The 25,296-nt window shown below is 47.6% G+C and carries 24 protein-coding genes; 23 read left to right on the top strand and 1 reads right to left on the bottom strand.

Features of this window, described 5'->3' with window-relative positions; all coding sequences use genetic code 11:
* Positions 1-29: 29 nt before the first annotated feature.
* The 23 genes from P5G61_RS20200 (at position 30) to P5G61_RS20310 (ending at position 23,659) form a co-directional block, all read left to right on the top strand.
* Complete coding sequence (locus P5G61_RS20200; RefSeq protein ID WP_024632818.1) at positions 30-425, top strand: Fur family transcriptional regulator; 396 nt, start codon at positions 30-32, stop codon at positions 423-425.
* On the top strand, positions 401-1,207 hold the full coding sequence (locus P5G61_RS20205) for a winged helix-turn-helix transcriptional regulator (protein ID WP_301248204.1): 807 nt from the start codon (positions 401-403) through the stop codon (positions 1,205-1,207). The genes P5G61_RS20200 and P5G61_RS20205 overlap by 25 nt, the downstream gene beginning before the upstream one ends.
* 321 nt (positions 1,208-1,528) lie before the next feature.
* Complete coding sequence (locus P5G61_RS20210) at positions 1,529-2,992, top strand: catalase (protein WP_024632816.1); 1,464 nt, start codon at positions 1,529-1,531, stop codon at positions 2,990-2,992.
* Positions 2,993-3,236: 244 nt separating this feature from the next.
* Positions 3,237-3,653 carry a BlaI/MecI/CopY family transcriptional regulator gene (locus P5G61_RS20215; RefSeq protein WP_301248205.1) on the top strand — a complete coding sequence of 139 codons (417 nt, stop codon included), beginning with the start codon at positions 3,237-3,239 and terminating at the stop codon, positions 3,651-3,653.
* 1 nt (position 3,654) lies between these two features.
* Positions 3,655-4,515 carry a M56 family metallopeptidase gene (locus P5G61_RS20220; RefSeq protein WP_301248206.1) on the top strand — a complete coding sequence of 287 codons (861 nt, stop codon included), beginning with the start codon at positions 3,655-3,657 and terminating at the stop codon, positions 4,513-4,515.
* A gap of 39 nt (positions 4,516-4,554) precedes the next feature.
* Positions 4,555-4,965, top strand: coding sequence for a DoxX family protein (locus P5G61_RS20225; RefSeq protein WP_285075875.1), 411 nt, complete (start codon positions 4,555-4,557; stop codon positions 4,963-4,965).
* Positions 4,966-5,195: 230 nt separating this feature from the next.
* A complete protein-coding gene (locus P5G61_RS20230) occupies positions 5,196-5,897 on the top strand; it encodes a pirin family protein (protein WP_301248207.1) in 702 nt (233 codons plus the stop codon).
* Positions 5,898-5,945: 48 nt separating this feature from the next.
* The gene (locus P5G61_RS20235; protein WP_024632811.1) at positions 5,946-6,281 is read left to right on the top strand and encodes a hypothetical protein; all 336 of its coding nucleotides are present in this window, start codon (positions 5,946-5,948) and stop codon (positions 6,279-6,281) included.
* A 241-nt stretch (positions 6,282-6,522) separates the two neighbouring features.
* Entirely contained in the window at positions 6,523-7,476 is a 954-nt protein-coding gene (locus tag P5G61_RS20240) for an ABC transporter permease (protein ID WP_079347790.1), read from the top strand.
* Positions 7,473-8,441, top strand: coding sequence for an iron chelate uptake ABC transporter family permease subunit (locus P5G61_RS20245; protein ID WP_301248208.1), 969 nt, complete (start codon positions 7,473-7,475; stop codon positions 8,439-8,441). The genes P5G61_RS20240 and P5G61_RS20245 overlap by 4 nt, the downstream gene beginning before the upstream one ends.
* Entirely contained in the window at positions 8,435-9,193 is a 759-nt protein-coding gene (locus P5G61_RS20250) for an iron ABC transporter ATP-binding protein (RefSeq protein WP_301248209.1), read from the top strand. Before P5G61_RS20245 ends, P5G61_RS20250 begins: the two co-directional genes overlap by 7 nt.
* A 40-nt stretch (positions 9,194-9,233) precedes the next feature.
* A complete protein-coding gene (locus P5G61_RS20255; RefSeq protein ID WP_301248210.1) occupies positions 9,234-10,220 on the top strand; it encodes a siderophore ABC transporter substrate-binding protein in 987 nt (328 codons plus the stop codon).
* Between the two features lie 302 nt (positions 10,221-10,522).
* A complete protein-coding gene (locus P5G61_RS20260) occupies positions 10,523-11,983 on the top strand; it encodes a spore germination protein (protein WP_301248416.1) in 1,461 nt (486 codons plus the stop codon).
* A 4-nt stretch (positions 11,984-11,987) separates the two neighbouring features.
* Positions 11,988-13,187, top strand: coding sequence for a Ger(x)C family spore germination protein (locus tag P5G61_RS20265; RefSeq protein ID WP_301248211.1), 1,200 nt, complete (start codon positions 11,988-11,990; stop codon positions 13,185-13,187).
* Positions 13,180-13,401: a hypothetical protein gene (locus P5G61_RS20270; protein ID WP_079347782.1), complete on the top strand. Its 222-nt coding sequence runs from the start codon at positions 13,180-13,182 to the stop codon at positions 13,399-13,401. Before P5G61_RS20265 ends, P5G61_RS20270 begins: the two co-directional genes overlap by 8 nt.
* Before the next feature lie 54 nt (positions 13,402-13,455).
* Positions 13,456-14,661: a GerAB/ArcD/ProY family transporter gene (locus tag P5G61_RS20275; protein ID WP_301248212.1), complete on the top strand. Its 1,206-nt coding sequence runs from the start codon at positions 13,456-13,458 to the stop codon at positions 14,659-14,661.
* A gap of 129 nt (positions 14,662-14,790) precedes the next feature.
* Entirely contained in the window at positions 14,791-15,627 is an 837-nt protein-coding gene (locus tag P5G61_RS20280; protein ID WP_301248213.1) for a uroporphyrinogen-III synthase, read from the top strand.
* A gap of 276 nt (positions 15,628-15,903) precedes the next feature.
* Positions 15,904-16,623, top strand: a complete 720-nt coding sequence (locus P5G61_RS20285) for an SDR family oxidoreductase (protein WP_301248214.1) — start codon at positions 15,904-15,906, stop codon at positions 16,621-16,623.
* Positions 16,624-16,658: 35 nt separating this feature from the next.
* Positions 16,659-17,297: a ThuA domain-containing protein gene (locus P5G61_RS20290; RefSeq protein ID WP_301248215.1), complete on the top strand. Its 639-nt coding sequence runs from the start codon at positions 16,659-16,661 to the stop codon at positions 17,295-17,297.
* A 74-nt stretch (positions 17,298-17,371) separates the two neighbouring features.
* Positions 17,372-17,749 (top strand): phasin family protein, encoded by a 378-nt coding sequence (locus P5G61_RS20295; RefSeq protein WP_024632799.1) that lies wholly within the window; start codon positions 17,372-17,374, stop codon positions 17,747-17,749.
* A complete protein-coding gene (locus P5G61_RS20300; RefSeq protein WP_301248217.1) occupies positions 17,750-19,420 on the top strand; it encodes an ABC1 kinase family protein in 1,671 nt (556 codons plus the stop codon). It begins immediately after the preceding gene.
* A 741-nt stretch (positions 19,421-20,161) separates the two neighbouring features.
* Positions 20,162-21,613, top strand: coding sequence for a SulP family inorganic anion transporter (locus P5G61_RS20305; protein WP_301248218.1), 1,452 nt, complete (start codon positions 20,162-20,164; stop codon positions 21,611-21,613).
* 474 nt (positions 21,614-22,087) lie between these two features.
* On the top strand, positions 22,088-23,659 hold the full coding sequence (locus P5G61_RS20310) for a DEAD/DEAH box helicase (RefSeq protein ID WP_301248219.1): 1,572 nt from the start codon (positions 22,088-22,090) through the stop codon (positions 23,657-23,659).
* Positions 23,660-23,892: 233 nt separating this feature from the next.
* Here the strand turns inward: P5G61_RS20310 and P5G61_RS20315 are convergent, their stop codons facing one another.
* Positions 23,893-24,825, bottom strand: coding sequence for a C1 domain-containing protein (locus P5G61_RS20315; RefSeq protein WP_301248220.1), 933 nt, complete (start codon positions 24,823-24,825; stop codon positions 23,893-23,895).
* Positions 24,826-25,296 lie beyond the last annotated feature (471 nt).

Consider the following 25,296-nt stretch of genomic DNA (forward strand, 5'->3'; position numbering starts at 1 on the left):
TTGAATGAGTAAATAAAGGAGAATTGCTGGTGAGAACTTTAAATCTGACGATACAGCGTCAAGCCGTTTATGATGTCGTCCGTCATTCCGAAGACCATCCAACCGCAGCAGACGTGATGAATCGTCTGGTGGAGCAAGGTTATAATTTGGCTTATGGTACGGTATATAATTCGCTCCGATATTTGACAGATAAAGAATTGATTCGAGAGCTCAAGTTGGGCGAGACGGCGAGTCGTTATGATGCCCGCATGGACGATCATCAACATATTATGTGCGAAGTATGCGGCAAGGTGGATGAAGTTATGACGGAAGTTCCTCCGCAATGGATGAAGCAAGTTGCGGAGGAAACCGGGTATGCGATTGATCACGCTCATGTGGTCTTTGGAGGTGTCTGCGCAGAATGCAGAAACAAACGGGTCAAGTGAAAATCAACCTGTCCGGTCGTCGTTTGCCGCTCCGGGTCAAGCCTGCACTTGCTGATCCAGCTCCCCTTGTAGATAATTGTCCGACCACGAGACGGGTCATTCTGATCAGTCCGATGCCGGGTCAGGTACATGAACTGGTCAAGGCACTAACGGATAGCTGCTTCGATGTGCTGGTATTCCATCGCTGGGAACCTGATTTGCATGAACGGCTTGTATTCGATCTGTTAATCTATGACCTGTCTGTTGCTGGAACCATTGATGCATTTGCCGGCATCAGCAGCCGACTGAACCGTGAAGCTGAATATGCAACACCCTGTCTGTATCTGGTGGGGGAGAAGATGATTGGCAGTGCCAGTGGCCCGATGCTTCAGGAGGAATTACTGGTTTGGCCGGCACGTCCGCAGGAGGCGTTATATCGTGTGCAGCGCATGATCGGCAATAGTCCTGCTGCACCGAAACGCGGATTTCTCCCTCAGGAAGGACAACGTATCGGATTCAAGGATCTATGGCTCGATCGTGAGCGGATGAGCGTGCACCGGAATAATGACCGCATTCATTTGACCAAGACCGAGTATGATCTGCTGCTGAAGCTGATTGACGCCAAAGGTGCAGTCATTTCTCGTGAGGAGATGCTCAGCGATATTTGGGAGACGGATTTTACGGGTGGAAGCAATGTGGTGGATGTTCATATCAAAAGCTTGCGCAAAAAACTTGGCGATAACGCGGCTTCGCCTCAATATATAGTAACGGTAAGAGGAGTGGGCTACCGCCTGGCGGATTAGTCCGCTTTTTTTTTGTGGGCAGATTATGCTGTTCATGTCACACGTAACCCGGGTCTATCCACTAGATAGCGTAAATCAGACCCATCCAATCGAAATGGATCAATGCTCATCTTTTTCAAAGTTGATGTTCATATTTCATTCATGAAACGAACAAGAAACTCATCTGAATCTCATGTGAACCTCATGCAAGAGGCGAGTGGGACATGTTAGAATCATTTTAACAGTTAGATCAAGTCTAAATGTATATTTAAAGCGATGTCGAATATGATTTTAATAGAGTATATACAGCAGGCATGAGACCAACATGAGGAGGATAACGATATGACAGAACGCATGACAACCAATCAGGGCGCACCCGTAGGTGACAACCAAAACTCCCGTACCGCAGGAAGAAGAGGCCCGACATTACTTGAGGATTATCATCTGCTTGAAAAGATCGCCCATTTTGACCGTGAGCGTATACCGGAACGGGTCGTTCATGCGAGAGGTGCCGGTGCACATGGCGTGTTTACACTGGAGCAGAGCATGAAGGCTTACACAACTGCCGATTTCCTGCAAGACCCTGGCACAGAGACGGACGTATTGGTGCGATTCTCCACGGTAATTCACGGCACAGGTTCCCCGGAGACAGCGCGTGACCCACGTGGTTTTGCCGTGAAGTTCTATACCCGTGAAGGAAACTATGATATCGTGGGGAACCATTTACCTGTCTTCTTCATCCGTGATGCCATGAAGTTCCCGGATATGGTTCATTCCCTGAAACCTGCACCGGATACGAATATCCAGGATCCTGCACGCTACTGGGATTTCATGACACTATCACCGGAGTCGACGCATATGATGACCTGGTTGTTCTCCGATCTGGGTACGCCAGCAAGCTACCGCGAAATGGATGGATTCGGCGTACACGCCTTCAAATGGATCAATGCGCAAGGGCAAGTTCATTATGTGAAATACAAGTGGGAGTCAGCTCAGGGCGTACGAGGTTTCTCTCGTCAAGAAGCGGCTGAAGTACAAGGGCAGGATTTCAACCATGCCACCCGGGATTTGCACGATCATATCAAAAATGGTCAATACCCGCAGTGGAAGCTGCAGGTACAATTGCTGAAGCCGGAGCAGATGGATGATTTCGCTTTTGATCCACTCGACCCAACGAAGACTTGGCCCGAGGATGTGTTACCATTCCAGACCATCGGAACGATGACGTTGAACCGTAATCCACAGAATTTCTTCGCAGAAGTGGAGCAAGCAGCCTTCTCTCCAAGCGCTCTGGTTCCTGGAATCGAGCCTTCCGAAGATAAATTGCTGCAGGGTCGCCTGTTCTCCTATCCGGATACACAGCGCCACCGGCTCGGACCGAACTATTTGCAGATTCCGGTGAACTGCCCTTATGCTCCGGTTCGCAATCATCAGCGTGATGGACTCATGAATGTGAGTCAGGACCCATCTCCGGTAAACTATGAACCGAACAGCTCGGGCAACAGCCCGGTGGAAGCACCGGAATACCGTGACAGTCAGGCTCCGTTACAGGGGCATGTTACGCGCGAGAAAATTGAGAAGACCGATAACTATACACAGTCAGGGGAATTGTTCCGTTCCTTCACGGCCGTAGAGCAGCAACACTTGCTCGATAATCTGATCAATGACCTGAAGGCAGTTCCGGAACAGACTCAGTTGCGTGCCTTGTGTCACTTCTTCCAGGCAGATGGACAGCTCGGTGGTCGTCTGGCTCATGGACTTGGTGTAGATATCTCCGCATTTATGCCATCACAGGATCGTAAATAAAGCACTTAAATTTCATCTTTTTCAGAAATGAATAATTGATTTTATAATAGACCGGGTAGGACTGCAGAATAGCAGGCTTGCCCGGTCTTTAGGCTTTTTTCACCTCTAAACCGACCTTGTGCAATGAGATGATATTCTGAAATGGAAAACATATTTACAAATTATTTACAATAAATAGCTGACATAGAGGTTGACTTCTCGTTTGTTGGCACTACAATGGGTAGTGTGAGGGGTGTCTGAACATATGAGAATACACAATTTTAAAGTGGGTGAGCGTGGGCTGAATCGATTTTTCGGTCCGCTGGAGGCGAAGATCATGGACATTTTATGGACGCGTCCAGGCAGCAGCATTCGCGAAGTGCAAACCGCACTTGAACAAGATAAAGACGTTAATTTCAATACAGTCATGACGGTGATGAATCGCCTCGTGGACAAGGGATTGCTCCGCAAGTCGCAGAAGGGCCGAACGTCACTGTACCATCCGTTGCAGAGCAGGGAGGAGTTTATGAACGACCAATCCAAGGAGTTATCACATGAATTGGTGGATGAATTCGGGGCACTTGCTCTGAATCATATGCTGGATGCGCTGGATGAAGCAGACGCAGGGTTGATAGAGCGTCTGGAGCAGAAGATTAAGCAATGGAAAAAGGATAGCGATTGACATGTGGAAGGCCCGCTCGAAGCTCTTGTTTACCGTCGGGTTTGGCATTCCGTTACTCGTGTTCATGCAGATGTTCATGTACGCGATGTACAAAATATTCGGTTGGGATATTCCGTTTAACCTGCTCTGGCTGTGCAATCACTGGATGAGCAGACTGGGCTGGTTATCCGTAGGCCATTTTCTTATGGCGCTGGTGATTCTGACGTTTGCGGGTACAGGCTGGTTGCTGCTGGATCGGATGATTAAGACATGTGCAGCGGTACGGAAGCTTCGGTCGATGGAGCATGGGACTATGTCTCGGGAACTGGAAGCGCGGTACCGTCATCTGAAACAAACTCGATTCATTGTGGTGGACAAGCTGTCACCGGTTGCATTTACGATCGGTCTCTGGAAACCCGTTATTGTACTTTCCACGGGGCTACTAACTATGCTTGATGCTGAAGAAGAAAGAGCGGTTGTGTATCATGAGGTCCATCATCTGTGGCATCGTGATCCACTCAAGACGACATTGCTTTCGGTTTTTGCCTTCATGATGCCGTATATCCCGGTGTTGAAGCATACTTCAAAACATTACAATATCATTAGAGAAATTCTGGCTGACAATGAGGCAATTGAACGTACAGGGAATGCTGCGGGGATTGGCAGTGCACTGCTTAAACTGATCCGGGCTTGCCCTGAACCTTGGAGGATTAAAGAGACAGCTATTCAATCGTCTTTTGCTGATACTTCGGTGAATGTACGTATTTCCCGTCTGTTAGACCCGGAACAGGATGTTGCGCTGACACTTCCCCGCTATGCGGTATTCATTTCTGCCACAGTGATCCTGCTGCTGTCTGTCTTGTTTGTTTGGTCCATTGGTTGAATTTCACGTTGAACTTAAACTCCAAGGAGGAAGATGAATATGAATAGAAGTGTGGAGATTGGCTTGTTTTTCTCAAGGATCATGATTGGTCTCATCTTTGTATTACACGGTTGGAGCAAATTCGAGGGTGGAATTAGTGGTACAGTCGGTTTCTTTGAAAGTATCGGTATTCCTGGTTTTCTGGCATCGGTTGTAGCCATCATTGAGCTGGTGGGTGGTGCAGGCATGATTCTGGGATTGGGAACCCGTGTATTTGCTGCATTGTTCATCGTCGTTATGGGAGGAGTTCTGCTTACTGCCAAAGTGGGACAGCCGTTCATAAGTGGTACCGAGCTTGATTACCTGCTGTTGGCAGGTTCATTGACAATGCTCTTCACAGGCAGCCGTTTTCTGGCGGTGGATCATTTCTTCTCCAGACAAGGCAACACTCGCCAGAATGTGAGTGCATAACGGGTCTAACATCCAATAGGGATGGAACAAGTTCAGTTATAAGCAGGTATATCTCATATCTCCTGTATAAAGCCTTTTCTCGCTAAACCGGATTACGTGTAATTGTATGCGTGAACCGTTCTAGCCGGGAAAAGGCTTTTTATTTTGGACGACAAGCCCATCTATTTGGTACAATGAGAATAAGTATGCTACTAAGAAAAAATAAGAGAACCTGTAGGAGGGTGCGCTTTATGATAAACGTCATTCCATCCGATTCCCGCTCCAGCTTCGACCGGGGCTGGCTGCGCGGCAATCACAGCTTTTCCTTTGGTGAATACCAGGACCCGGAGAATACCGCGTTTGGACCCATGCGAGTAGCCAATGACGATGTAATTGCTCCTGGCCGTGGTTTTGGGGCACATCCGCATAGTGATATGGAGATTGTATCCATCGTGCTGAGCGGCAAGCTGCGTCATGAAGATAACCTGGGCAATGTGGCAGTTACATCATTTGGTGGAATTCAGCGCATGTCAGCAGGTACTGGCATGATTCATACCGAGCACAATGCTTCGGATACCGAAGAAGTACGTATATTACAGCTCTGGTTCATGCCATATACAAGAGGGCTGGAGCCGTCTTACGAGACGACCTCGTTTGATCCAGACGCACTTTCGGGAGCACTTGTACCCGTGGTATCGCCTGAAGGTGGGGCGCGTATCGCATCCATTCAACAGGATATGACCATCTATCTTGGCCGATTGGCTAAAGGCCAGACGTTAACCTATGAACAGGCAGAAGATCGCCGTATGTACATTTTTGCCATTGAAGGAGTGCTTGGCTTGAACGGAGAGCATCAGTTAACTGAAGGGGACACGGCTCGTGTGGAACAGACGACATCCATGAACCTGGATGCAAGCGAGGACGCCTTCTATATGTTAATTGATTTGCCCTAATTTACCGAAATGGAATGAAACTCCAAGATCCAAAGGAGGATGTACTTTATGACGCAGCAGGAATGGTTTATGGTTAAGCATGCAGTGACTGGGCGGGGGCTGGTGAACAGTAAAACCGATTCGTTGTCCTATCGTTATCAAAGAGAGGGCACGGGATTTGTTTTTACCGTTACGGGTCTGGAGCAACAGGTGGTGGACAGCATTATGGAGCTCAGACAGGAGCTCAACGTGTTTCGCTTTGTACAGCGCAAGGATCAGCCCCTGGTGAAGCACTGGTATTACGTTCAGGGAGACCGGGTGCATTATGATGGAGAACGCCATACATTGACCATATATGCGGAATCTGAGATCCGCTATGTTCCTGAAGATTATTTTGCCGACTAAATGAATCATTAATGGGACCTTCCAATTGGAAGGTCTTTTTCCTTATATACAATTAAATTTAAATTATATGTGTTTCAGGTTGTTTTATGAAATTAAGGAAAAGGGAAGCAGAGAATGGTTGACATGACGAAATGAATATCGATATAATTATTTTAATTGATAATGAGTATCAATATCAAGTCGAACTAAGTAGAGCAGCTACAAGTGTTTTACGGCTATTGGTGAGGGGATTAGTAGAGAGATGAAGTTAGGCTATATGTTGATCGGACTGGCTTTTTTGTCTATCGTATACCTGTTTATTGGCAATTCAGACATTTCGCCTATGGATATTTTTCATTTGACCCCAGTCCAGCTTCAGGTGTTACAAGTCAGTCGTTTTCCCCGCTTAATCAGCATCCTTGTCGCGGGTATCAGTATGAGTGTCATTGGACTGATCATGCAGCAGCTGACACGCAACCGATTTGTTTCTCCAACAACGGCCGGAACAATGGACTCCGCCAGGTTGGGTATCCTTGTTACTTTGATGTGGTTTCCTGGTGCTTCTCCACTGCAAAAAATGCTGGTCGCTTTTGCCTTTGCACTGGCTGGAACGCTAATCTTTATGCGGATACTGGAGAAAGTTAAATTCAAGGATACGATTTACATCGCTCTCCTTGGTTTGATGTTTGGCAATATTGTAAGCTCGGTCACGACTTTTTTTGCCTACAAAAACGATTTGATCCAGAACATGTCCTCATGGCTACAGGGGGATTTCTCCACGATTATGAAAGGACGTTATGAACTGATCTATATCAGTATTCCGCTGCTTATTATCGTTTATCTGTTTGCTAATCGTTTTACACTTGCGGGTATGGGCGAAGATTTCTCAACCAATCTTGGACTGGCTTATCGAAAAGTGGTTAATCTCGGGCTGATTCTGGTTGCCATGGTTTCAGCTGTCGTCATTATCACCGTAGGTACAATCCCGTTTCTCGGTCTTGTAGTACCGAATATTGTAACGCTGTATAAGGGCGATAACTTAAGGGATACATTGCCTCATACGGCAGTGCTCGGTGCGATTTTTGTCCTGGTCTGCGATATTCTGGGTCAATTGATTATTTATCCTTATCAGCTGTCCATCAGTTTGACTGTGGGCGTTGTGGGCAGCGTGTTGTTCCTGTATTTACTGCTTCGAAGAAAGGCTTATGGATCATGAGAATGAAGTATACGGCAAATACCTGGAAGTTTGGCATTTTGATTGCAGCGGCAGTGCTGTTGATTGGTGTATTTCTGGTCATTCAATCCGGGGGTAACTGGGATTATATTCTGCCTCGCAGAGGGAAAAAGATTCTTGCCATTGTGCTCACGGGTGCCTGCATCGCGTACTCCACTGCCATTTTTCAAACGATAACCAACAACCGAATTCTTACGCCTGGCATTATGGGGCTTGATTCCCTGTATATGTTGTTTCAGACCTTTGCCGTGTTTGTGTTTGGGAGCACGCATATCAGCTTTGTGAACAAAAATCTTAACTTTGCGGTATCTGTGCTGTTAATGACCCTGTTTGCTCTACTTCTGCATCAGTTTATGTTCCGTAGAGAACGGGGGCGCAATATCTATTTGCTGCTGCTCGTTGGCCTTATTCTGGGTACGCTGTTTCAGAGCATGTCCTCCTTCATGGAGGTACTGATCGACCCCAATGAGTTCCTTGTGCTGCAAGGCAAGATGTTTGCGAGTTTTAACAATGTGAATACGGATCTGCTGATCATCTCCATGGTGGCCATTATTTTGATCTTGCTGTATGCACAGAAGTTTACCAAATATCTCGACGTACTGTCCCTCGGCAAAGATCACGCGGTTAACCTTGGGGTGGATTACCAGTACATTGTGAAAAGGTTATTGCTGGTTGTGATGGTTCTGGTGTCAATTTCCACAGCATTGGTCGGCCCAATCATGTTCTTGGGGCTGCTGGTCGTGAATCTGGCGCATCAGTTATTCCGGACACATCGTCATAAAGTACTGATCTGGGGTTCGGTCATTATCGCAGTAGTTTCATTAGTCGGTGGACAGCTCATTGTGGAACGGGTATTTACCTTTGCTACGACAGTAAGTGTCATTATCAATTTTGTAGGCGGTGTGTACTTCATCTATTTACTGCTAAAGGAGAATAAGTCGTGGTAGAAGTCAGAAATGTAACAAAACAATACGGCGGCGTCCGGGTAGTGGATGACGTATCACTGAATATTACCAAAGGGAAAATCACTTCATTTATCGGTCCCAATGGTGCAGGCAAAAGTACATTGTTGTCTATGATCACCAGACTAATCAGCAAGGATGCAGGACAAGTCCTGATCGAAGGAAAAGAGATCGAAGGTTGGAAGAACAAGGATTTGTCCAAAAAAATATCAGTCCTCAAACAATCCAATCACATAAATATCCGGTTGACTGTGGAGGACCTTGTGGCTTTTGGCCGTTTTCCTTATTCACAAGGAAGACTCACGGCAGAAGATCGGCAGTGGATTCAGGAAGCCATCGATTATATGGAGCTGGCTCCTTTCCGCAAAAAGTATTTGGATGAACTAAGCGGTGGACAACGACAGCGGGCATATATCGCCATGGTTATTGCACAGAACACCGAGTATATTCTGCTCGATGAACCATTGAACAATTTGGACATGAAACATTCCGTACAGATTATGAAGGTGCTTCGCAAAATGGTGGATGAATTGGGGAAGACAATTGTTATTGTCATTCATGACATCAATTTTGCCTCCTGTTACTCAGACTATATCGTTGCACTCAAAGATGGGCGTGTCGTGCAGGAAGGTAAAACGGAGGACATCATTGATACGGATGTATTGCAGAAAGTATATGACATGCACATCCCTGTGCAATGGATTGATGGTCGTAAGATTTGTGTGTATTTTGCTTAAAAAGGTAAACCAATATAGAGAGAGCGAGAGGTGTCTATTTATGAAAAAGGGTTGGTTGTTTACGTTGCTTGTGGTGTTGTCGGTTGTTCTGGCAGCTTGTGGTGGAAGTAAAACAGCAGAAAATACAGGTGCCAGCAGTGGCACAGGATCAGAAGCGAATGCAGCAGCAGAACAGTCCAGTGATGAAATCGTCATTAAACATAAACTTGGCGAAACAACAGTGAAGAAGAATCCGGAGAAAGTGGTTGTGTTCGACTATGGTGTGCTGGATACTTTGGATCAGCTTGGGGTAGAGGTTGCCGGTGTACCTCAGGAGGGAGTTCCCTCTTATCTGGAAAAGTACAACGATGCAAAGTACACCAATGTTGGCGGTTTGAAAGAGGCTGATTTTGAGAAAGTAAATGCCATGAAGCCTGACCTGATTATCATCTCAGGACGACTGCAAGACTCCTATGAAGAGCTGAGCAAGATCGCACCGACCATTTATATGGCGGTAGATACAGAAGATTATATGAACTCCCTGACTTCGAATGTGAAGACGCTTGGAGAGATCTTTGGTAAAGAAAAAGAAGCAGAAGAGGCACTGGCATCGATTGATACCTCTGTCAAAGCTTTAAAAGATAAAGTAACGGCTGGCGGAAAGAATGCACTGGTTGTTCTGACGAACGAAGGCAAATTAAGTGCGTATGGTGCGGGTTCCCGATTTGGTGTCATACATGATGTGTTCGGTTTTACTCCAGCAGATGCAAATATTGAAGTGTCCACCCATGGACAGAGCGTTTCATTTGAGTATGTTATGGAGAAAAATCCGGATTATCTGTTTGTGGTAGATCGGAGTGCGGTGGTTGCAGGTAGTGGTGAAGCAACTCCAGCCAAACAGGTGATCGAGAACGATTTGGTCAAAAATACAAATGCCTTCAAAGATGGACACATTGTTTATCTTGACCCCGATTACTGGTACTTGTCCGGTGGTGGTCTGGAATCCATTCAAGAGATGATTAAAGAAGTGGACAAGAGCATCCAATAAGTAAATGAAGATTGCTGCATACTTTGATTAGGCCTCAAAGGTCTCTGTTATTTAAACAGGGGCCTTTTTTTGTTGCCTGAATTAAAAAAAATGATTGGATATTTTACAAAAAGACCACATAATTCCGTGTGATCTGGCACAAGCTACCTTGTATACAAAACAGGAACGGAGGGCGGCATATGGCGGACAAAACATCAGGGAAAGATGGTTCAAGGGATTCGGGGAAAAAGAAGCATGTCCCTTTGGGGCTGCCGTCTCCCCCTATTTTGCGGCAGCCGATAGGCCTCTCACATGAAAGCCATATGCTGGCACTGGAAGACATTTTCTCGGATTGTTCGGATGTCATATTCCGCAATGTCAAGATTACACCTGAAGTGGAAGGCCTGCTGGTGTACATCGAAGGTATCGTAAATTCAGCAGATATTCAGGAGCATATGCTCCGTCCTCTGATTCGCGGCCTGATTGAGCAACGAACCGATGAGCCTGTTGCTCCTCTCGATGACACACGAATCGCCTTGTCGCAGGTGAAAAAAGTGGATTCCTGGGCAGCCGCAGCGGAGGGAGTGCTGGAATCCTCCGCGCTGTTGTTAATCAACGGGAGCAAGGAGGCCTGGCTTTTCAACGTCAAGGGCGGTGTGCGGCGTGGTGTCGAGGAACCCCAGACGGAGTCGGTTATTCGCGGGCCACGTGAAGGGTTCACGGAGACATTGCGTGTGAACACAGCTCTGCTTCGTTTCAAGCTCAAAACACCTGCGCTTAAGATGTTAAGCATGACGATTGGAACTGAGACCAAAACCAATGTAGTGCTGACTTACATCGATGACATTGCCGATCCCAAGCTGATTAAAGATGTCAAGGAACGTCTCAACAAAATTAAAATCGATGGCATTCTCGAAACGGGATATATTGAGGAACTTATTGAGGATCATCCCTATTCTCCTTTTCCGCAGATGCATTATACCGAACGCCCCGATACAGTGGCAGGAAACCTGCTGGAAGGACGCTTTGCCATCTTTGTGGATGGCACTCCATTTGCCCTCATTGGCCCGATCACAATGTGGCAGATGCTGCAGGCCAGTGAGGATTATTATGAACGGTTCTTTATAAGTAATCTGTTGCGCTGGATTCGTTTTCTGTTTGTGGGTATCGCCCTATTTCTGCCGGCGCTCTACATCGCTATTACGACCTTTCATCAGGATATGTTACCAACAACACTGATCCTGAGTATTGCGGGGGCAAGGGAGGCCATTCCATTCCCTGCATTGGTCGAAGCCCTCATTATGGAGCTGTCCTTCGAGGCTTTACGAGAAGCGGGGGTCCGGTTGCCCAAAACGGTAGGTCAGGCCGTCAGTATTCTGGGGGCTCTTGTCATTGGACAGGCAGCTGTTCAGGCGGGAATTGTTTCTGCACCCATGGTTATTATCGTATCCATGACAGGGATTGCTTCGTTTACGATCCCTCGCTTTAATTTTGCCATTACGGTTCGTTTGCTGCGTTTTCCTATCATGCTGCTTGCGGGGGCGCTTGGTTTATATGGCATCGTGATTGGACTGGTGCTGATCTCCGTACATTTGACACAAATGACTTCCTTCGGCGTGCCGTATCTGACCGGTCTCAGTCCGTACAGTAAAACGGATACCAAGGATATTGTTATTCGTACACCTTGGTGGAACATGATCCATCGTCCCTCAACGGTGCACCGTGACCAGAAGCGTATGAATGAGAAAATTAATGGCTCACCTGATGCTGAGGAGGGGTGGTAAGCACATGTTCTTTATCCAAAAACGGCATGCTGTGGCCATCATGCTCCTATGTACTATTTTTATATCAGGTTGCTGGGATCGGAAGGAGATTAATGATATCGCTTTTGTCATTGGTCTGGCTATCGATAAGGAGGATGGTAATTACAGATCCAGTTTGCAAATTGCTCTGCCCGGTCAATCCGGTTCCTCCGGGAGTGAGGGTGGCGGTGGAGGCACGAGTGGTGACAAATCCTGGTTCATGTTGTCCAATACAGCCAAAACGTTGCGCGGAACGTCTATTGAAGGTCAAAAAGCGCTCTCTCGTGAACTTTATTATGCCCATCGGCGTACGATATTGATTGGAGAGGAGCTTGCCCGTGAGGGCGTTGCTCCTATGTTGGACTTGCTTACACGATACCCGTTGAATCGTTTCTCTGCTTTGCCGATTATCACCAAAGGCCCGGCATTCAAGGTACTGGATACCGATGCACCGATTGAAAAGTTTCCTTCCGAAATGGTACGGGAATTGTGCTTCCTGAATATGCGCAAACCGCGTACTCTCAAGACCTTTACGGATGCGATTCTTTCCGAAGGGGTAGAGCCGTTTCTACCTGTTGCCACGACCGTTGACAATGTGCCGGGCAACTGGAAGGACGTTAAGACGAACATCAAGTTGGATGGAATCGCTATCTTTAAGAAAGACAAACTGATAGGCATGATTGAAAAAGAGCCTGCTGGTGCGCTTATACTGGCTATGGGTGAAGCCAACGAGCCTGAAATTATGGTCAAGGCTCCTCGAGGGAGTGGTGATATTTTTATTAAACTGAATGAAAACAACTCCTCATTGCATCCTCATATCAAAAATGGAAAAGTATCGGTGACGATTAAACTGTATGCCAAGGGAGTTGTTGTAGACAACGAGTCGAACTACGGCGACCTGCGAGAGCAAGAGATTAAGAACCTGAATCAAGCAATACATCAGAAAATCCAAGATGACATTCTGGAGGGGGTAAGGCTGATTCAGAAAAAATATCCTGCCGATATTTTGGGTTTGGGTCGCTCCATTCATCAGCAATTGCCCAAAGAGTGGGACAAGTTAAAGGATCGCTGGGATGACATTTATCAGGATGTGAAAGTTAGTGTGGAGCCACATATTGTTATTGAAAATGTAGGGGTTATCAACAAACCGTTTGGATTGCCTGAGGAGGATATCGTCCATGATTAAGCCGCTGCTGTTCACATATTTGGGTGTAGTCGTTGCCGTAATTATTATGGATTTCAAACATTTGAAGCAGGCAGCGGCCATTAATCGCTGGTTATCCTACGGTCTGATCGTAATCAGCGCCGGGATTTGGTTTTATGTAACGCATTTGAGCAAAACAGTCTTTGTCACTACATGGCTTACCCATTTGATTCAGCGTTGGCTGCCGTTACCTTAAGGCTACTTCAACAAATTTCGAAGCTTGAAAGATAAGATAGAAAGGAGGTATTGCATGAATCAGGGAGTGACCGGTCGTCAGTTGGTGCTGCTCATCATGCTGCTCAGTATTACAGGTACGTTGATTCAGCCCCATGCGCAAGCCATTTACTATGCTGAACAGCATGCTTATTTATCCTACATCCCTGTGTTTTTTGTCATGGTAGCATCACTTTGGATGTTAAGCCGTGTTCAGCGCCGATTCCCCAATCAGGATCTGTTTGAATCGCTGGTGGGACGTTTTCCTTTTTTGGGGCGTGTGACAGGCTTGCTGTACATCCTGTTTTTTCTCTTTATATTTGCCCGTGATATCCGTCTCATCGGTGATTACGTAAGTATCACACTGCTAGAAACAACGCCTCTATCTATCATTGTAGTATCCCTGTTAGTGATGGCTGTTTTTATCGTAAGGGGAGGGCTAGGATCCTTAATTGGCATGTCTGAGCTGTATGTTACGTTGTTTCTGCTAAATTCGTTGATATTGCCTTTCATGCTTATTCAGCAAATAAACATGGATAATCTCATGCCGTATTTTGACATCGATGTTGCCGGTGTTGGCAAGGGAAGCTGGTACATATTCTCCTTTTTCGGAGAGATGATTGCAATACCTTTTGTAGTCAAAGGCAGTGACTTCCGTTTTAAATCAGTCCTCTGGGGCATTACGATCGCAGCCTTATTAATGATGCTGATCATCACCGAAACGATCCTGGCGGTGGGGGTACCGATTGCATCGAGGTTAGTATATCCTTCCTATGAGCTGGCAAGGCAGCTGCAAATCAGTGATTTCCTTGACCGGTTCGATCTTGCACTGGCAGCGGCAACTCTACCTACGTTAATTACAAAAATTGCGTTTGATCTGTACTTTGTCTGTTGGGGACTTAAACGGATGATCCCAAAAGTTTCGGGTAAAGTGATGACGGGACCCGTGGCTTTGGTAGGTTTTGTATGTGCTTTCTGGTTTTTTAAAAATGCGATTGAGCTCTTTCGTTTTACAAGGGAGTGGACATGGATTGGGATTGTGTTCGAGGTGTTATTTCCCATCATACTCTTCGTGTTCCTTCGCCCCCGCAAAAAAGACAGGAATGATCAACGGGCAGCGGATAACCAGAAGCAAAAGCAGCAGCCAAAAGAGGATAAAAAAGAAAAAGCAGCTCAGGAACGAGATGAGTCTGACAAAGGGAAACGTGAAGGACCACAGGGTGGAGAATTACAGCATTCCTGATATATCCCATCAAAAATCGTTATAGATGAACGGCCGAAAAGCGGGGAAACTCGGTTTCCCTCCAAAGAAGTACCCTGTATACTGTAGTCAGACTGATGACATTCGGCTGAATAAACGGGGGGAACATAGATGGCTCAACATTTGGCGGGTATACGCGTAGCACTGACAGGACCAAGAAAATCGAAAGAGATGTCCTTGCTGGTTGAGAAAATGGGCGGTATTCCGCTTGTCCGACCTGCACAGGGAACTGTTTTTCTGGATGACCGTAATATTCGGGACGGACTGGTATCCTGGATATCGGACCCGCCAGACTGGACGGTATTGACGACGGGGATGGGACTGGATGCTATTTTTGATATGGCTGAGGATATGGAAATCGCGGATCAATTGCTGGACGTATTATCGGATTCCATGATTGCAGCAAGAGGGTACAAAACTGTCAATGCACTGCGAAAGCGTAAATTGACTCTGCTGGTGCGGGATGATGATGGCAGCACAGACGGGCTAATTCGGGAGTTCGCACCTCATGATCTTGCGGGAAAGAAGGTAATGTTGCAGCTGCACGGGGAGACGGCACCGAAGCTGGTCAGATGGCTCGAGGATCAGGGCGCTCAGGTTCGTCAGGTACTCCCTTATCGCCACGTCCCGCCGGAAGAGGGCGAACTGGAACAGCTATTGAATGAGATTTTGCGGCATGAGGTGCATGCCGTCGCGTTTACAAGTGGACCGCAAGTGCGGTTTCTGGTCGAATATGCGGCGTCGAAGGGAAAGCTTGGACCCATGCAGGAAGCCTTCCGTCAAGGTGTGGTGCCCGCCTCGGTAGGCAGGGTTACGGCAAACGCGATGCGTGAAGAAGGTATTGAGGCGCTTGTGGTCCCGGAAGATGAGAAGATGGGGGCCCTCATTGTTGAACTGGGGCGTTATTACGCTGCCAGATCTGCGGACAAGGCTCAGCTTCTGCCATAAACTGAGGTCCTGCCTAGACTTATATTGAAACATTAAATGAAACGTAATTAAGATGACGAAGTGTTTTCCGTTCTGATCCGACTATGGGGGTCAGAACTTTTTTGTTTCCTGTTTCTGCGAAGGGCAATTTATATAAGCTGAACGACTCTGATGGATAGGGATTCTCCTGAGACTTTGGTCGTGAAGTTACTTGTACCCATTCATAATTAAAGGTTTTTGGATAATAATGTGGAATGAATTAAAGACAGATTAAGCCTGCGAGGGAGGGACAGCGTGATGAAAACCGTATGTGTAACCGGGGCGGCCCGGGGACTGGGGTTGGCTCTGACGGCACAGATGCTGAAGAGAGGTTATATCGTCTATGCGGCAGGATTGGACATGGAAGAGTCCAAAGGGATTCGTCTTCTGACGGATGCCTATCCAAAACATTTACGCGCCATCGAACTGGACATTGCGGATGATCTATCTGTAGCTTTGTTCACGGAGACACTTAAGCTGGATACAGAGCATTTGGATATGCTTATCAATAATGCGGCTATACTAGGAAGTATTACGGATCATATCCGCGGACCGTTAAACATGGCGGAGATGGCAGAAGTATTTAACGTAAATACATTGGGGACATTGCGTGTGACTCATGCCCTGCTGCCCCTCCTTCTTCAAGGGACAAATAAGCTAATTGTCGATATATCTTCGGAGGCAGGCAGTATTGAGCAGTGCAGCCGAGATGGATGGTTTGCCTATTGCATGTCCAAATCTGCGTTAAACATGCAGGCCCGCCTTGTGCATAATGGCCTAAAGAATGAGGGGGGACAAGTGATGCTGATTCATCCTGGCTGGGTACAGAGTTATATGAGCGGGGAATTGAATACCGCTGCAGACCTTACGCCAGATCAATCGGCTCAATATATCACAGCACTCATCGATCGCCATAAGCAGTTTATGGGAGATCAGCCCGCGTATGTAGATTACAAGGGAGATGCACTTCCCTGGTAGTTCTGGTATAGGTAATTTGAAAGGAGTTTTTATTGATGGATCATCGTAAAAAAGCGTTGTTACTTGGTGATTATACTCATCCGGACTGGCATCCGCTGCAAGGTGTGGATGCGGAAATCAGTCGGATTTTTCACGATACTATGACTGTGCAGTGCAGTGAGAATCGCAACATGCTGCTGCAAGAAAATATAACCGGATTTGATGTGTGTATCTGTTACATGGACGATTGGAAGGGGAAAGTCTCTCCACAGCAGACAGCAGGCTTGTTGTCCTATGTTAGTAATGGAGGTGGACTGGTCATTATACATAACGGAATTTCGCTCCAAAATCGTTATGAGCTGAAGCAGATGATCGGTGCCAAATTCCTGCATCATCCACCTTATGCACCACTGGAGTTCACAGTAACGGAAGAGAGTCATCCGGTGACCGAAGGCATTACGGGATTTACGATGGAGGAAGAGCCTTATCAGTTCGAATTCGGTTCGTTTGCCGAAACGAAAGTTCTGCTAGAGTATCAATCCGAAGAAGGGCCGAAGCCCGCAGTTTGGGCGCATAGATATGGTGTTGGACGTATTGTTTACCTTATGCCAGGACATCATGTACCTTCTTTTGCACATGAAACCTATCGTCAGTTAATTTTGCAGGCAGGAAAATGGGCTGCACGTTACGTATAGCCGGACCGTCTCTTTTGTGAGTAGGTGATTTAAGGGGTATACTATAGAGATCAACGAAGAGGAGGATGACAAGAATGAGCGATTTGTTCAAAAAGGCGATCTCGTTAGGGCTCGGTCTTACTGTTGTAAGCAAGGAGAAAATTGAGAAAACCGTGGATGATCTGGTCAAGCGCGGGGAACTTGCGCCCGGTGAATCCAAAGCGTTGGTCGAACGGCTGATGGAACGGGGCGATGAAGAGCAGGGCCAGTTCAAGAGAATGATTCACGAACAGGTTAAGCGTGTCCTTCAGGAAGTGGGCGTTCCATCCGAGAGTGATGTAACCAGTTTGGAACAGCGTGTTACCGTCCTTGAGAAAAAGCTTGCGGAACTGGGTCACACACCACAGCTTCAACCTGATGTATCCCCAGCTCCACTTGAAGTTCCTCCTCTCAAAGGAAACGAGATCGAGTAGATGGCTGTGCGAATCAAACATGTCGGCAGATACCGGGAAATTGCCATGGCGCTGGTGCGTCATGGCTTCGGTTATATGGTCGAGGAGCTGGGCTTGTTCCAGTTGCTGGCCATACCCCGGCGATGGATGTCGCGTGAGGCACCCACTACCAAAACACTAAGTGAGCGCATTAGACTTGTGCTGCAGGAGCTGGGGCCGGCTTTCGTCAAGCTGGGGCAACTCGCAAGCACAAGGGCGGATTTGTTGCCGGAGTCTGTCATCCGCGAACTGGTGAAGCTGCAGGATCAGGTCCCGCCGTTTTCCTCGGAGACGGCACGGGGTATTTTGGAACAGGAATTGGATACACCGCTGGAGGAGATCTTTTCCCGGTTCGAGGATACCCCTGTGGCTGCGGCTAGTATCGGACAGGTGCATCTGGGCAAACTTCGGAGCGGTGAGGCGGTAGCCATTAAAATCCAGCGACCTGGCATTTCGCGTATTGTTCAGCGCGATCTGGATATTTTACGAGAGTTGACAGCTATGGCGGAGAAGCGCTGGGATTGGGTGAAGCAATATCAGATCCCGCAAATGGTAGAAGAATACGCCCAGGCACTGATGGCCGAGCTGGATTATACGATCGAGGGTCGTAATACGGAAAAGATCGCACAGCAATATCAGCAGGATAACAAAGTAAAAATACCGCTGATCTACTGGGATCAAACTTCTTCTCGTGTGCTCACGATGGAGTACATCGAAGGCATTAAGCTGAATGATCGTGACGAGTTGATTAAACGTGGGCATGATCTGAATAATATTGCGCAGAGACTGGTGGATTCGTTGTTGAATCAGATCTTCATTCATGGATTCTTTCATGCTGATCCACATCCGGGCAATTTGATGGTGTTGAAGGATGGCCGGCTTGCCTTTATCGACTTCGGCATGGTGGGCAGCCTGAGTGATGAGATGAAGCAGCATCTGGCTTCGCTCATTATCGGATTGATGCGCAAGGATACGGACAGCATGATCCGGGCGATTGAGAAGCTGGGCATGATGCCGGATGATATGGATTTGCGTGGGCTTCATAGCGATCTGGACAAGCTCCGCAGCAAATACTACGATATTCCCTTTTCCAAAATTAGCGTGGGTCAAGCGCTGAATGACCTGTTCGGCGTGGCCCAGCGACACCGGGTTGTGATGCCTGCCGACATTCTGCTGCTGGGCAAATCGCTGCTCACGATGGAGGGCGTCGTCGAACACCTTGATCCTACCTTGAGTATTGTGGATATGGCAGAACCCTTTGGTCGAAAGCTGATCAAGGAACGCTTCAATCCCGGAAGGATCAAGAATCGTCTGTTCCGCAGTGCTGCGGATATGGCTGAGAGTGTCATGGGTCTGCCTGGACAGCTAAGACAACTCTCCTCCATCATTAGCAAAGGCAAGCTAAGGCTGGAGATCAGTGTCCCTGAACTGGATGCGCTCATGCGAAGAATGGATCAGATCAGTAACCGGCTGTCTTTCAGTATTGTTCTGCTCGCATTTTGTATCATTATGGTCGGGTTGATCATTGGTTCTTCGATCAGTCACCAGTCAACCATGCTGTGGGATATTCCGGTCATTGAGATTGGATTTCTGGTGGCGATTCTGATGGTGGCCTTCCTGCTCTATTCGATATTCAAATCAGGAAGATTTTAACAACAATAAGACCCGTAAAGAGACTTTTTTAAAGGATCTTTACGGGTTGTTTTTTTGAAAGGGTGAGGTTTGTTTGAAAAAGATGAGTAGTAACTTGATTTTATCGTTTTTAGTCGGCATTTTTGCGTATTATATCATTGCTAGGACCATAACCATGAGTGCCATAATGGTTTGTCTAGCAGCTACAGGAATCTTAGCTATGATTTATCTAGTCATTTTTTTAATAAAGAAAAACCGTCAGGCTAAAGGATAGAGTTTGAGTCGCAACAGATTTTTTTGAGAAAAGTTTGTTTGAGAAAGAGTATCTTGGAGTAAAATAACGCAAGCTTAAGAAAATACGAGATTTGCTCCTGATTTTTCAGTTTAACTGTGTTAGTACATATCGCTTTCTATGTCTATAATAATAGGTCAGTACATTAACGGACCCGGTTTTTCTGAGAGGGGAAAACCAAGAGGCACTATGATCGGCTCACGATGTCTCGAAGGCAAGAAACCTGGAAGTAGCAATGGAATAACGTGGTGCTCACTGGAACGGATAATGACATGTTCCGACCTGATGTCGGATAACTTAGCTGAATCATGGGAAATCATGCAATTCAGGCACGTATAGATTCATTTTGTGGGAGGATATCCCGCTGTTTTGTGCTGTCTGTCGTGGTTGATCAGTGACGAACCGTTCCATTGCAAATCAGGCGAAGACAAATTTGAAGTTATACACGTAGGAGGAACGGCAAGAGACATATGAATACGTTAAAACAACAATGGTTTGGTAACATTCGCGGTGACGTGCTGGCAGGCATTACGGTAGCGCTGGCGCTTATTCCGGAAGCCATTGCCTTCTCCATCATTGCTGGCGTTGATCCGATGGTCGGCTTGTACGCTTCCATTACAATTGCCATTGTGATCTCGATTGTGGGTGGAAGGCCAGGTATGATCTCGGCAGCAACGGGTGCCATGGCGGTGCTGATGGTCGGACTCGTCAAGGATTATGGCGTGGAATATCTGTTTGCCGCTACAATTCTGACAGGCATTATTCAGTTTATTCTGGGAATTTTCAAGGTTGGACGGTTTATTACGTTTGTGCCCCACTCGGTACTGACCGGATTTGTGAATGCGCTGGCGATTCTGATCTTTATGGCACAGCTGACCCACTTCACGGGTGCTAATTGGATCATGTATGCGATGGTAGCGGGTACGCTGGCGATCATTTATATTTTGCCGCGTTTTTTCAAAAGCGTTCCTGCTCCCTTGATTGCTATCGTGATTATGACGATCATTACGGCGCTGTTGAATCTGGATGTCAAAACCGTAGGTGATATGGGGAACCTCACAAGTACCCTGCCAATGTTCCATCTGCCCAATATCGACTGGTCCCTTAATACCCTAATGATTCTGCTGCCTTATTCGTTCACGCTGGCACTGGTAGGTTTGCTGGAATCCTTGCTGACTGCAACGATTGTGGATGAAATGACCGAGACCAAGAGCAGCAAAAACCGGGAAGTGCGTGGTCAGGGGATTGCCAACTTTGTTAACGGCCTTTTCGGTGGCATGGGTGGCTGTGCGATGATTGGACAGTCGGTTATTAATGTGAAGTCGGGTGGACGCGGAAGGTTATCCACGTTTACCGCGGGTGCGTTCCTTGCGATCCTGTTGCTGCTGCTCAGTGGTGTGGTGAAAGAGGTGCCGATGGGTGCGCTCGTAGGCGTCATGTTTATGGTGTGTATCGGTACGTTTGACTGGAGCTCCATCAAAAATATTGCGCGTGTGCCACGGGCGGAAGCTATTGTTATGATCGTTACGGTAGCGATTGTGGTCTATACCCATGATTTGTCGATTGGTGTTATGGTCGGCGTTGTGCTCAGTGTGCTGCATTTTGGCTGGAAACAGACCAAGATTCGCGTGCAGGCCAATCAGGAACAAGGGCAGAAGGTGTATCGGGTCCACGGACCATTCTTCTTTGGTTCATCCTCCCGTTTCGTTGATGAGTTCAATGCCGAGGCAGACCCGGAGGAGATCACGATTGATTTTGGAGGCTCACATATTTGGGATAACACGGCGGTTGTTGCCATTGGTAAAGTGAAATTCAAATATGCGAAGCTGGGCAAAACGGTGCATCTGCGCGGACTGAACGAGGAAAGCTCCCGTTTGCTTGAGAAGAGTGGTTTTGCCGCGGCACAAGGGCACGGTTCCTAATAACTTATACAGATGAACAAGAGAGTCTAATATGTAGATAAATGAATTCAATGAGTAACATGGATGAATGATAAGGGGCTGTCCTGCAAGTCATGAAGGAACATGACGGGACGGCCTCTTTCGTTATCTGCGTTTTCTCGCTAAATCAGCCTGGAATAACGTGGCTGGAATTCGTTACAGTTTTAAAGGGTACCATCACCACAGTATAAGGTGTGTACGATTCGTTAACGCTTTAAACACAATGATCCGGGACAATTGTGGACAAATGCAGGAAAGTAACGTTCAATCCCCTTTTGTTTTGCTTGACTAACGTGTAAACTACAGGGTATGGAGAAGAAGAGCAACGGACCGATTGCTTTTTAAAAAATTCATTTCATAATCATGATTGATATACGGAAAACTAGTCTTGATTGAAGCCAAGTGAAAGCAATTATGAAATGGACTTATCTAAATGAATATACAGAGGTGTAACGATTGGCAAACTTTGAACAACTGGGCATTCGCCCGGAATGGTGCGAGATCCTGAAACATCAGGGCATCGCCGTGCCGACTCCGGTACAGGAGCGTTCGATTCCGGTATTGCTGGGTGGGCGCGATATTATTGCTGAGGCGCAGACGGGTACAGGGAAAACGCTGGCTTTTTTGCTGCCGATTATTCAGAAAATTAACGTATCCGACCGCTCACCGCAAGCGCTGATTATTGCCCCTACGCGGGAGCTGGCGCTGCAAATTACGGAAGAAGCGAAGAAGCTGACTGCAAACGACGATAAACTGCATGTTCTCGCGGTATACGGCGGACAAGATGTGGACAAACAGCTGCGCAAACTGCAAAACGGCACACAGATCGTGATTGGTACGCCGGGACGTCTCCTGGACCATCTCCGTCGTGGCACGTTGAAGCTGGATAATGTTAAGAAACTCGTGTTGGATGAAGCCGACCAAATGCTGCACATGGGCTTCCTGGAGGATGTAGAGACCATCCTTAGTGAACTGCCACACAAACGTCAGACGATGCTGTTCTCGGCAACGATGCCGAAAGGCATTCGCAACCTGGCGAAGAACTACATGAAAGACCCGGAGGATGTGAAGGTATCTTCCAAGTCCGTGATTCCGATCAATCAGATTCGTCAGCAGGTGCTGGAGTGTACGGATCGTGGCAAACTTGAGGCACTTCGCGGCATGATTGATACGTATCGCCCATATCTGGCGATTGTATTCTGCCGGACCAAGCGTCGTGCATCCAAGCTGAATGAAGATCTGCGCGAAGCAGGTTATGCGAGCGATGAACTTCATGGTGATTTGTCTCAATCCAAGCGTGAGAACGTCATGAAAGCGTTCCGCGATGCCAAACTGCAAGTGCTTGTTGCTACAGACGTAGCTGCACGTGGACTTGATGTAGAAGGCGTAACGCACGTATTCAACTACGATATGCCGCATGATGCGGAAAGCTATATCCACCGGATCGGCCGTACAGGTCGTGCTGGCGGCACGGGCCTTGCCGTGACATTTGCAACACAACACGACAGACCCGAGCTTGCTCGTATTGAAGAAGGCACCAATCAGAAGCTCTCCCGTATCCAGTGGACGAGCGAAGGACCGGTAGCATCAACTGGAGCAAATAGACGTTCCATCAACAGTCAGGGTGATGAAGAACGTTCTGGCGGACGCTCCGCCGGGACAGGCAGTGCTCGTCGCGGCGCAGGTCGTACTGGCCGCAGCGAAGGCGGTCGTGGCGGTCGTGGTTCCCGCAGCGGCGAAGGTGGACGTAGCGGCGGCCGCAGTGGCGACGAGCGCAGCGCAGGCCGTGGTTCCGCGCGCAGCAGCGACAGCAGTCGCGGTGCAGCGGGTCAAGGCGGGCGCGGTGCAGGTCGCAGCAGCGATGAGCGCAGCAGCGGCTGGGCTGGCCGTAGCGCCGATAAGCGTAGCTCCGGGCGCGGCAGTGAAGGCGGCCCAAGCAAGCAGGGCCGCGAGGGCTCCCGCCGGCCGGACTCCGCAGGACGCGGTCCGGCCAAGAGCGACCGCCGCGATTCTCGTCGCGGACGGTAAAAGATAAAATCTATGGCAGATAGTCTGGAAGAATGCCATACATTTTCCAAATATCAAAACACCTCATCCTAGACCTAAGGATGGGGTGTTTTTGCGTCGAAGCTTATATGATAAAAATGATACGATGTCACGCGTAATTCCATTACGCATGCAGGGGTGAACGGATTTCAGGTCGTCTATATACAGGGATTGAGTTTGCACTAATTTACGTTTCGAGTCCATATTCAACAGCTTTACACATGAGCATCTGCGTATGAATCCCGATATTTCTCGTTATACACCCGACCCACTGATTCCGCCAGACCACCGCGTGCCTTACCCGGATACAATTCCAGAGTTTGATAGAGTCGCATGAAACGATCTTTGGGCATAAAGCGGGCGTAGCGGGTAATAAGACTAGGGAACAACTCAATATATTTACTTTTGCGTACAGCCGCGGCGGCGACAGCCGTCAGGATCTGAATGCCGTTGTGCAGCTGCAAAATATTAACCTCGTATGTGGCGATATACCGGATCGCATCCTCGCGAATTAATTCCGGCTTCAGCCGTGCGATTTCACCGATATATTCAGCGAGCAGGCGCTCGAAGCTGCGCAGCAGCAGAGGCTTCAGCTGCAGGTCCATATCGCTGCGCAGCACGAAGGATTGCAGCAACGCAACCTGCTGCAGACGAATCCGGTCGTTGTAGACGAGTGAGCCGATCTCCCTGAGCATTTCGTAGGCGAGCGCTTCATCCTGCTTGCGCGCTTCTGCGACAAGGGCCCAATTCCGGTTAATGCCCTGACGAATCGCTTCCTCATCCTGACGAAGCATTCGTTTGAATTCTCGCTGCTGTTCGATCTGGAAAGATCGCTTTTGCATGAAGATCAGTCCAGCGAGGAGCAGCAGGGAGACGCTGGCCGCTGCCATGGTCTGATCAATCGTTTCGCCGAAATAAGTAGCAGCCGCACCAAGAATTACTGTAATGAACAGGTCGCGTACAATTCGACGTTTCACGCGAGAAGCGGCGCGTTCTTCGGTTAAGGTGAGTGTGCCCCGCCCACAGGCGGTACACTGGTCCTCCCAAAGACAGGTATACTGTCCGCACCGCTTGCAGACACGCAACTTTTGAAAAGCATGCGTCGTTCTTATAAAAGGCCTGATGGATACAACTTGTTTAGAACTCATGCTCAATCACGCTCGCCATTCAGAATAGTGTAGAGGGTTCGATCTGCATCTTCCCGGGAAACGGGTTTGCGCCGATGAAGCAGGAACGCAATTCCCTTTATCATGACAAAAAGAAACAATATGGCGAGGCATCCGTATGTAACCATAATCCGTTCCTTTCTATGGCTTGATCATTTTGCTTATATTATAAGATGAACTATTGTTTGCACACCCGAGTCACTTCGATGGCAGTACAACCTTTCTGCCCTCTCCGTTAACGTGTGATGCTTATATTCATTTTATAAACGATAATGTTTACTGATCAAGCGTCGTTATATTGCAGTTTACTGGCAATAACTATATCATATTTCCATAGTTGGAACTTTAGTGACAGATTAAGACGTGAGAACGTCGGTTTTTGTCAGTCATTACAAAACTGTAACTGAAGATAGGGGTGCTTTTCAGAATTTATTAGTAGACTGTTAAGATTTC

Source organism: Paenibacillus vandeheii (assembly GCF_030433635.1).
Lineage (GTDB): Bacteria > Bacillota > Bacilli > Paenibacillales > Paenibacillaceae > Paenibacillus > Paenibacillus vandeheii.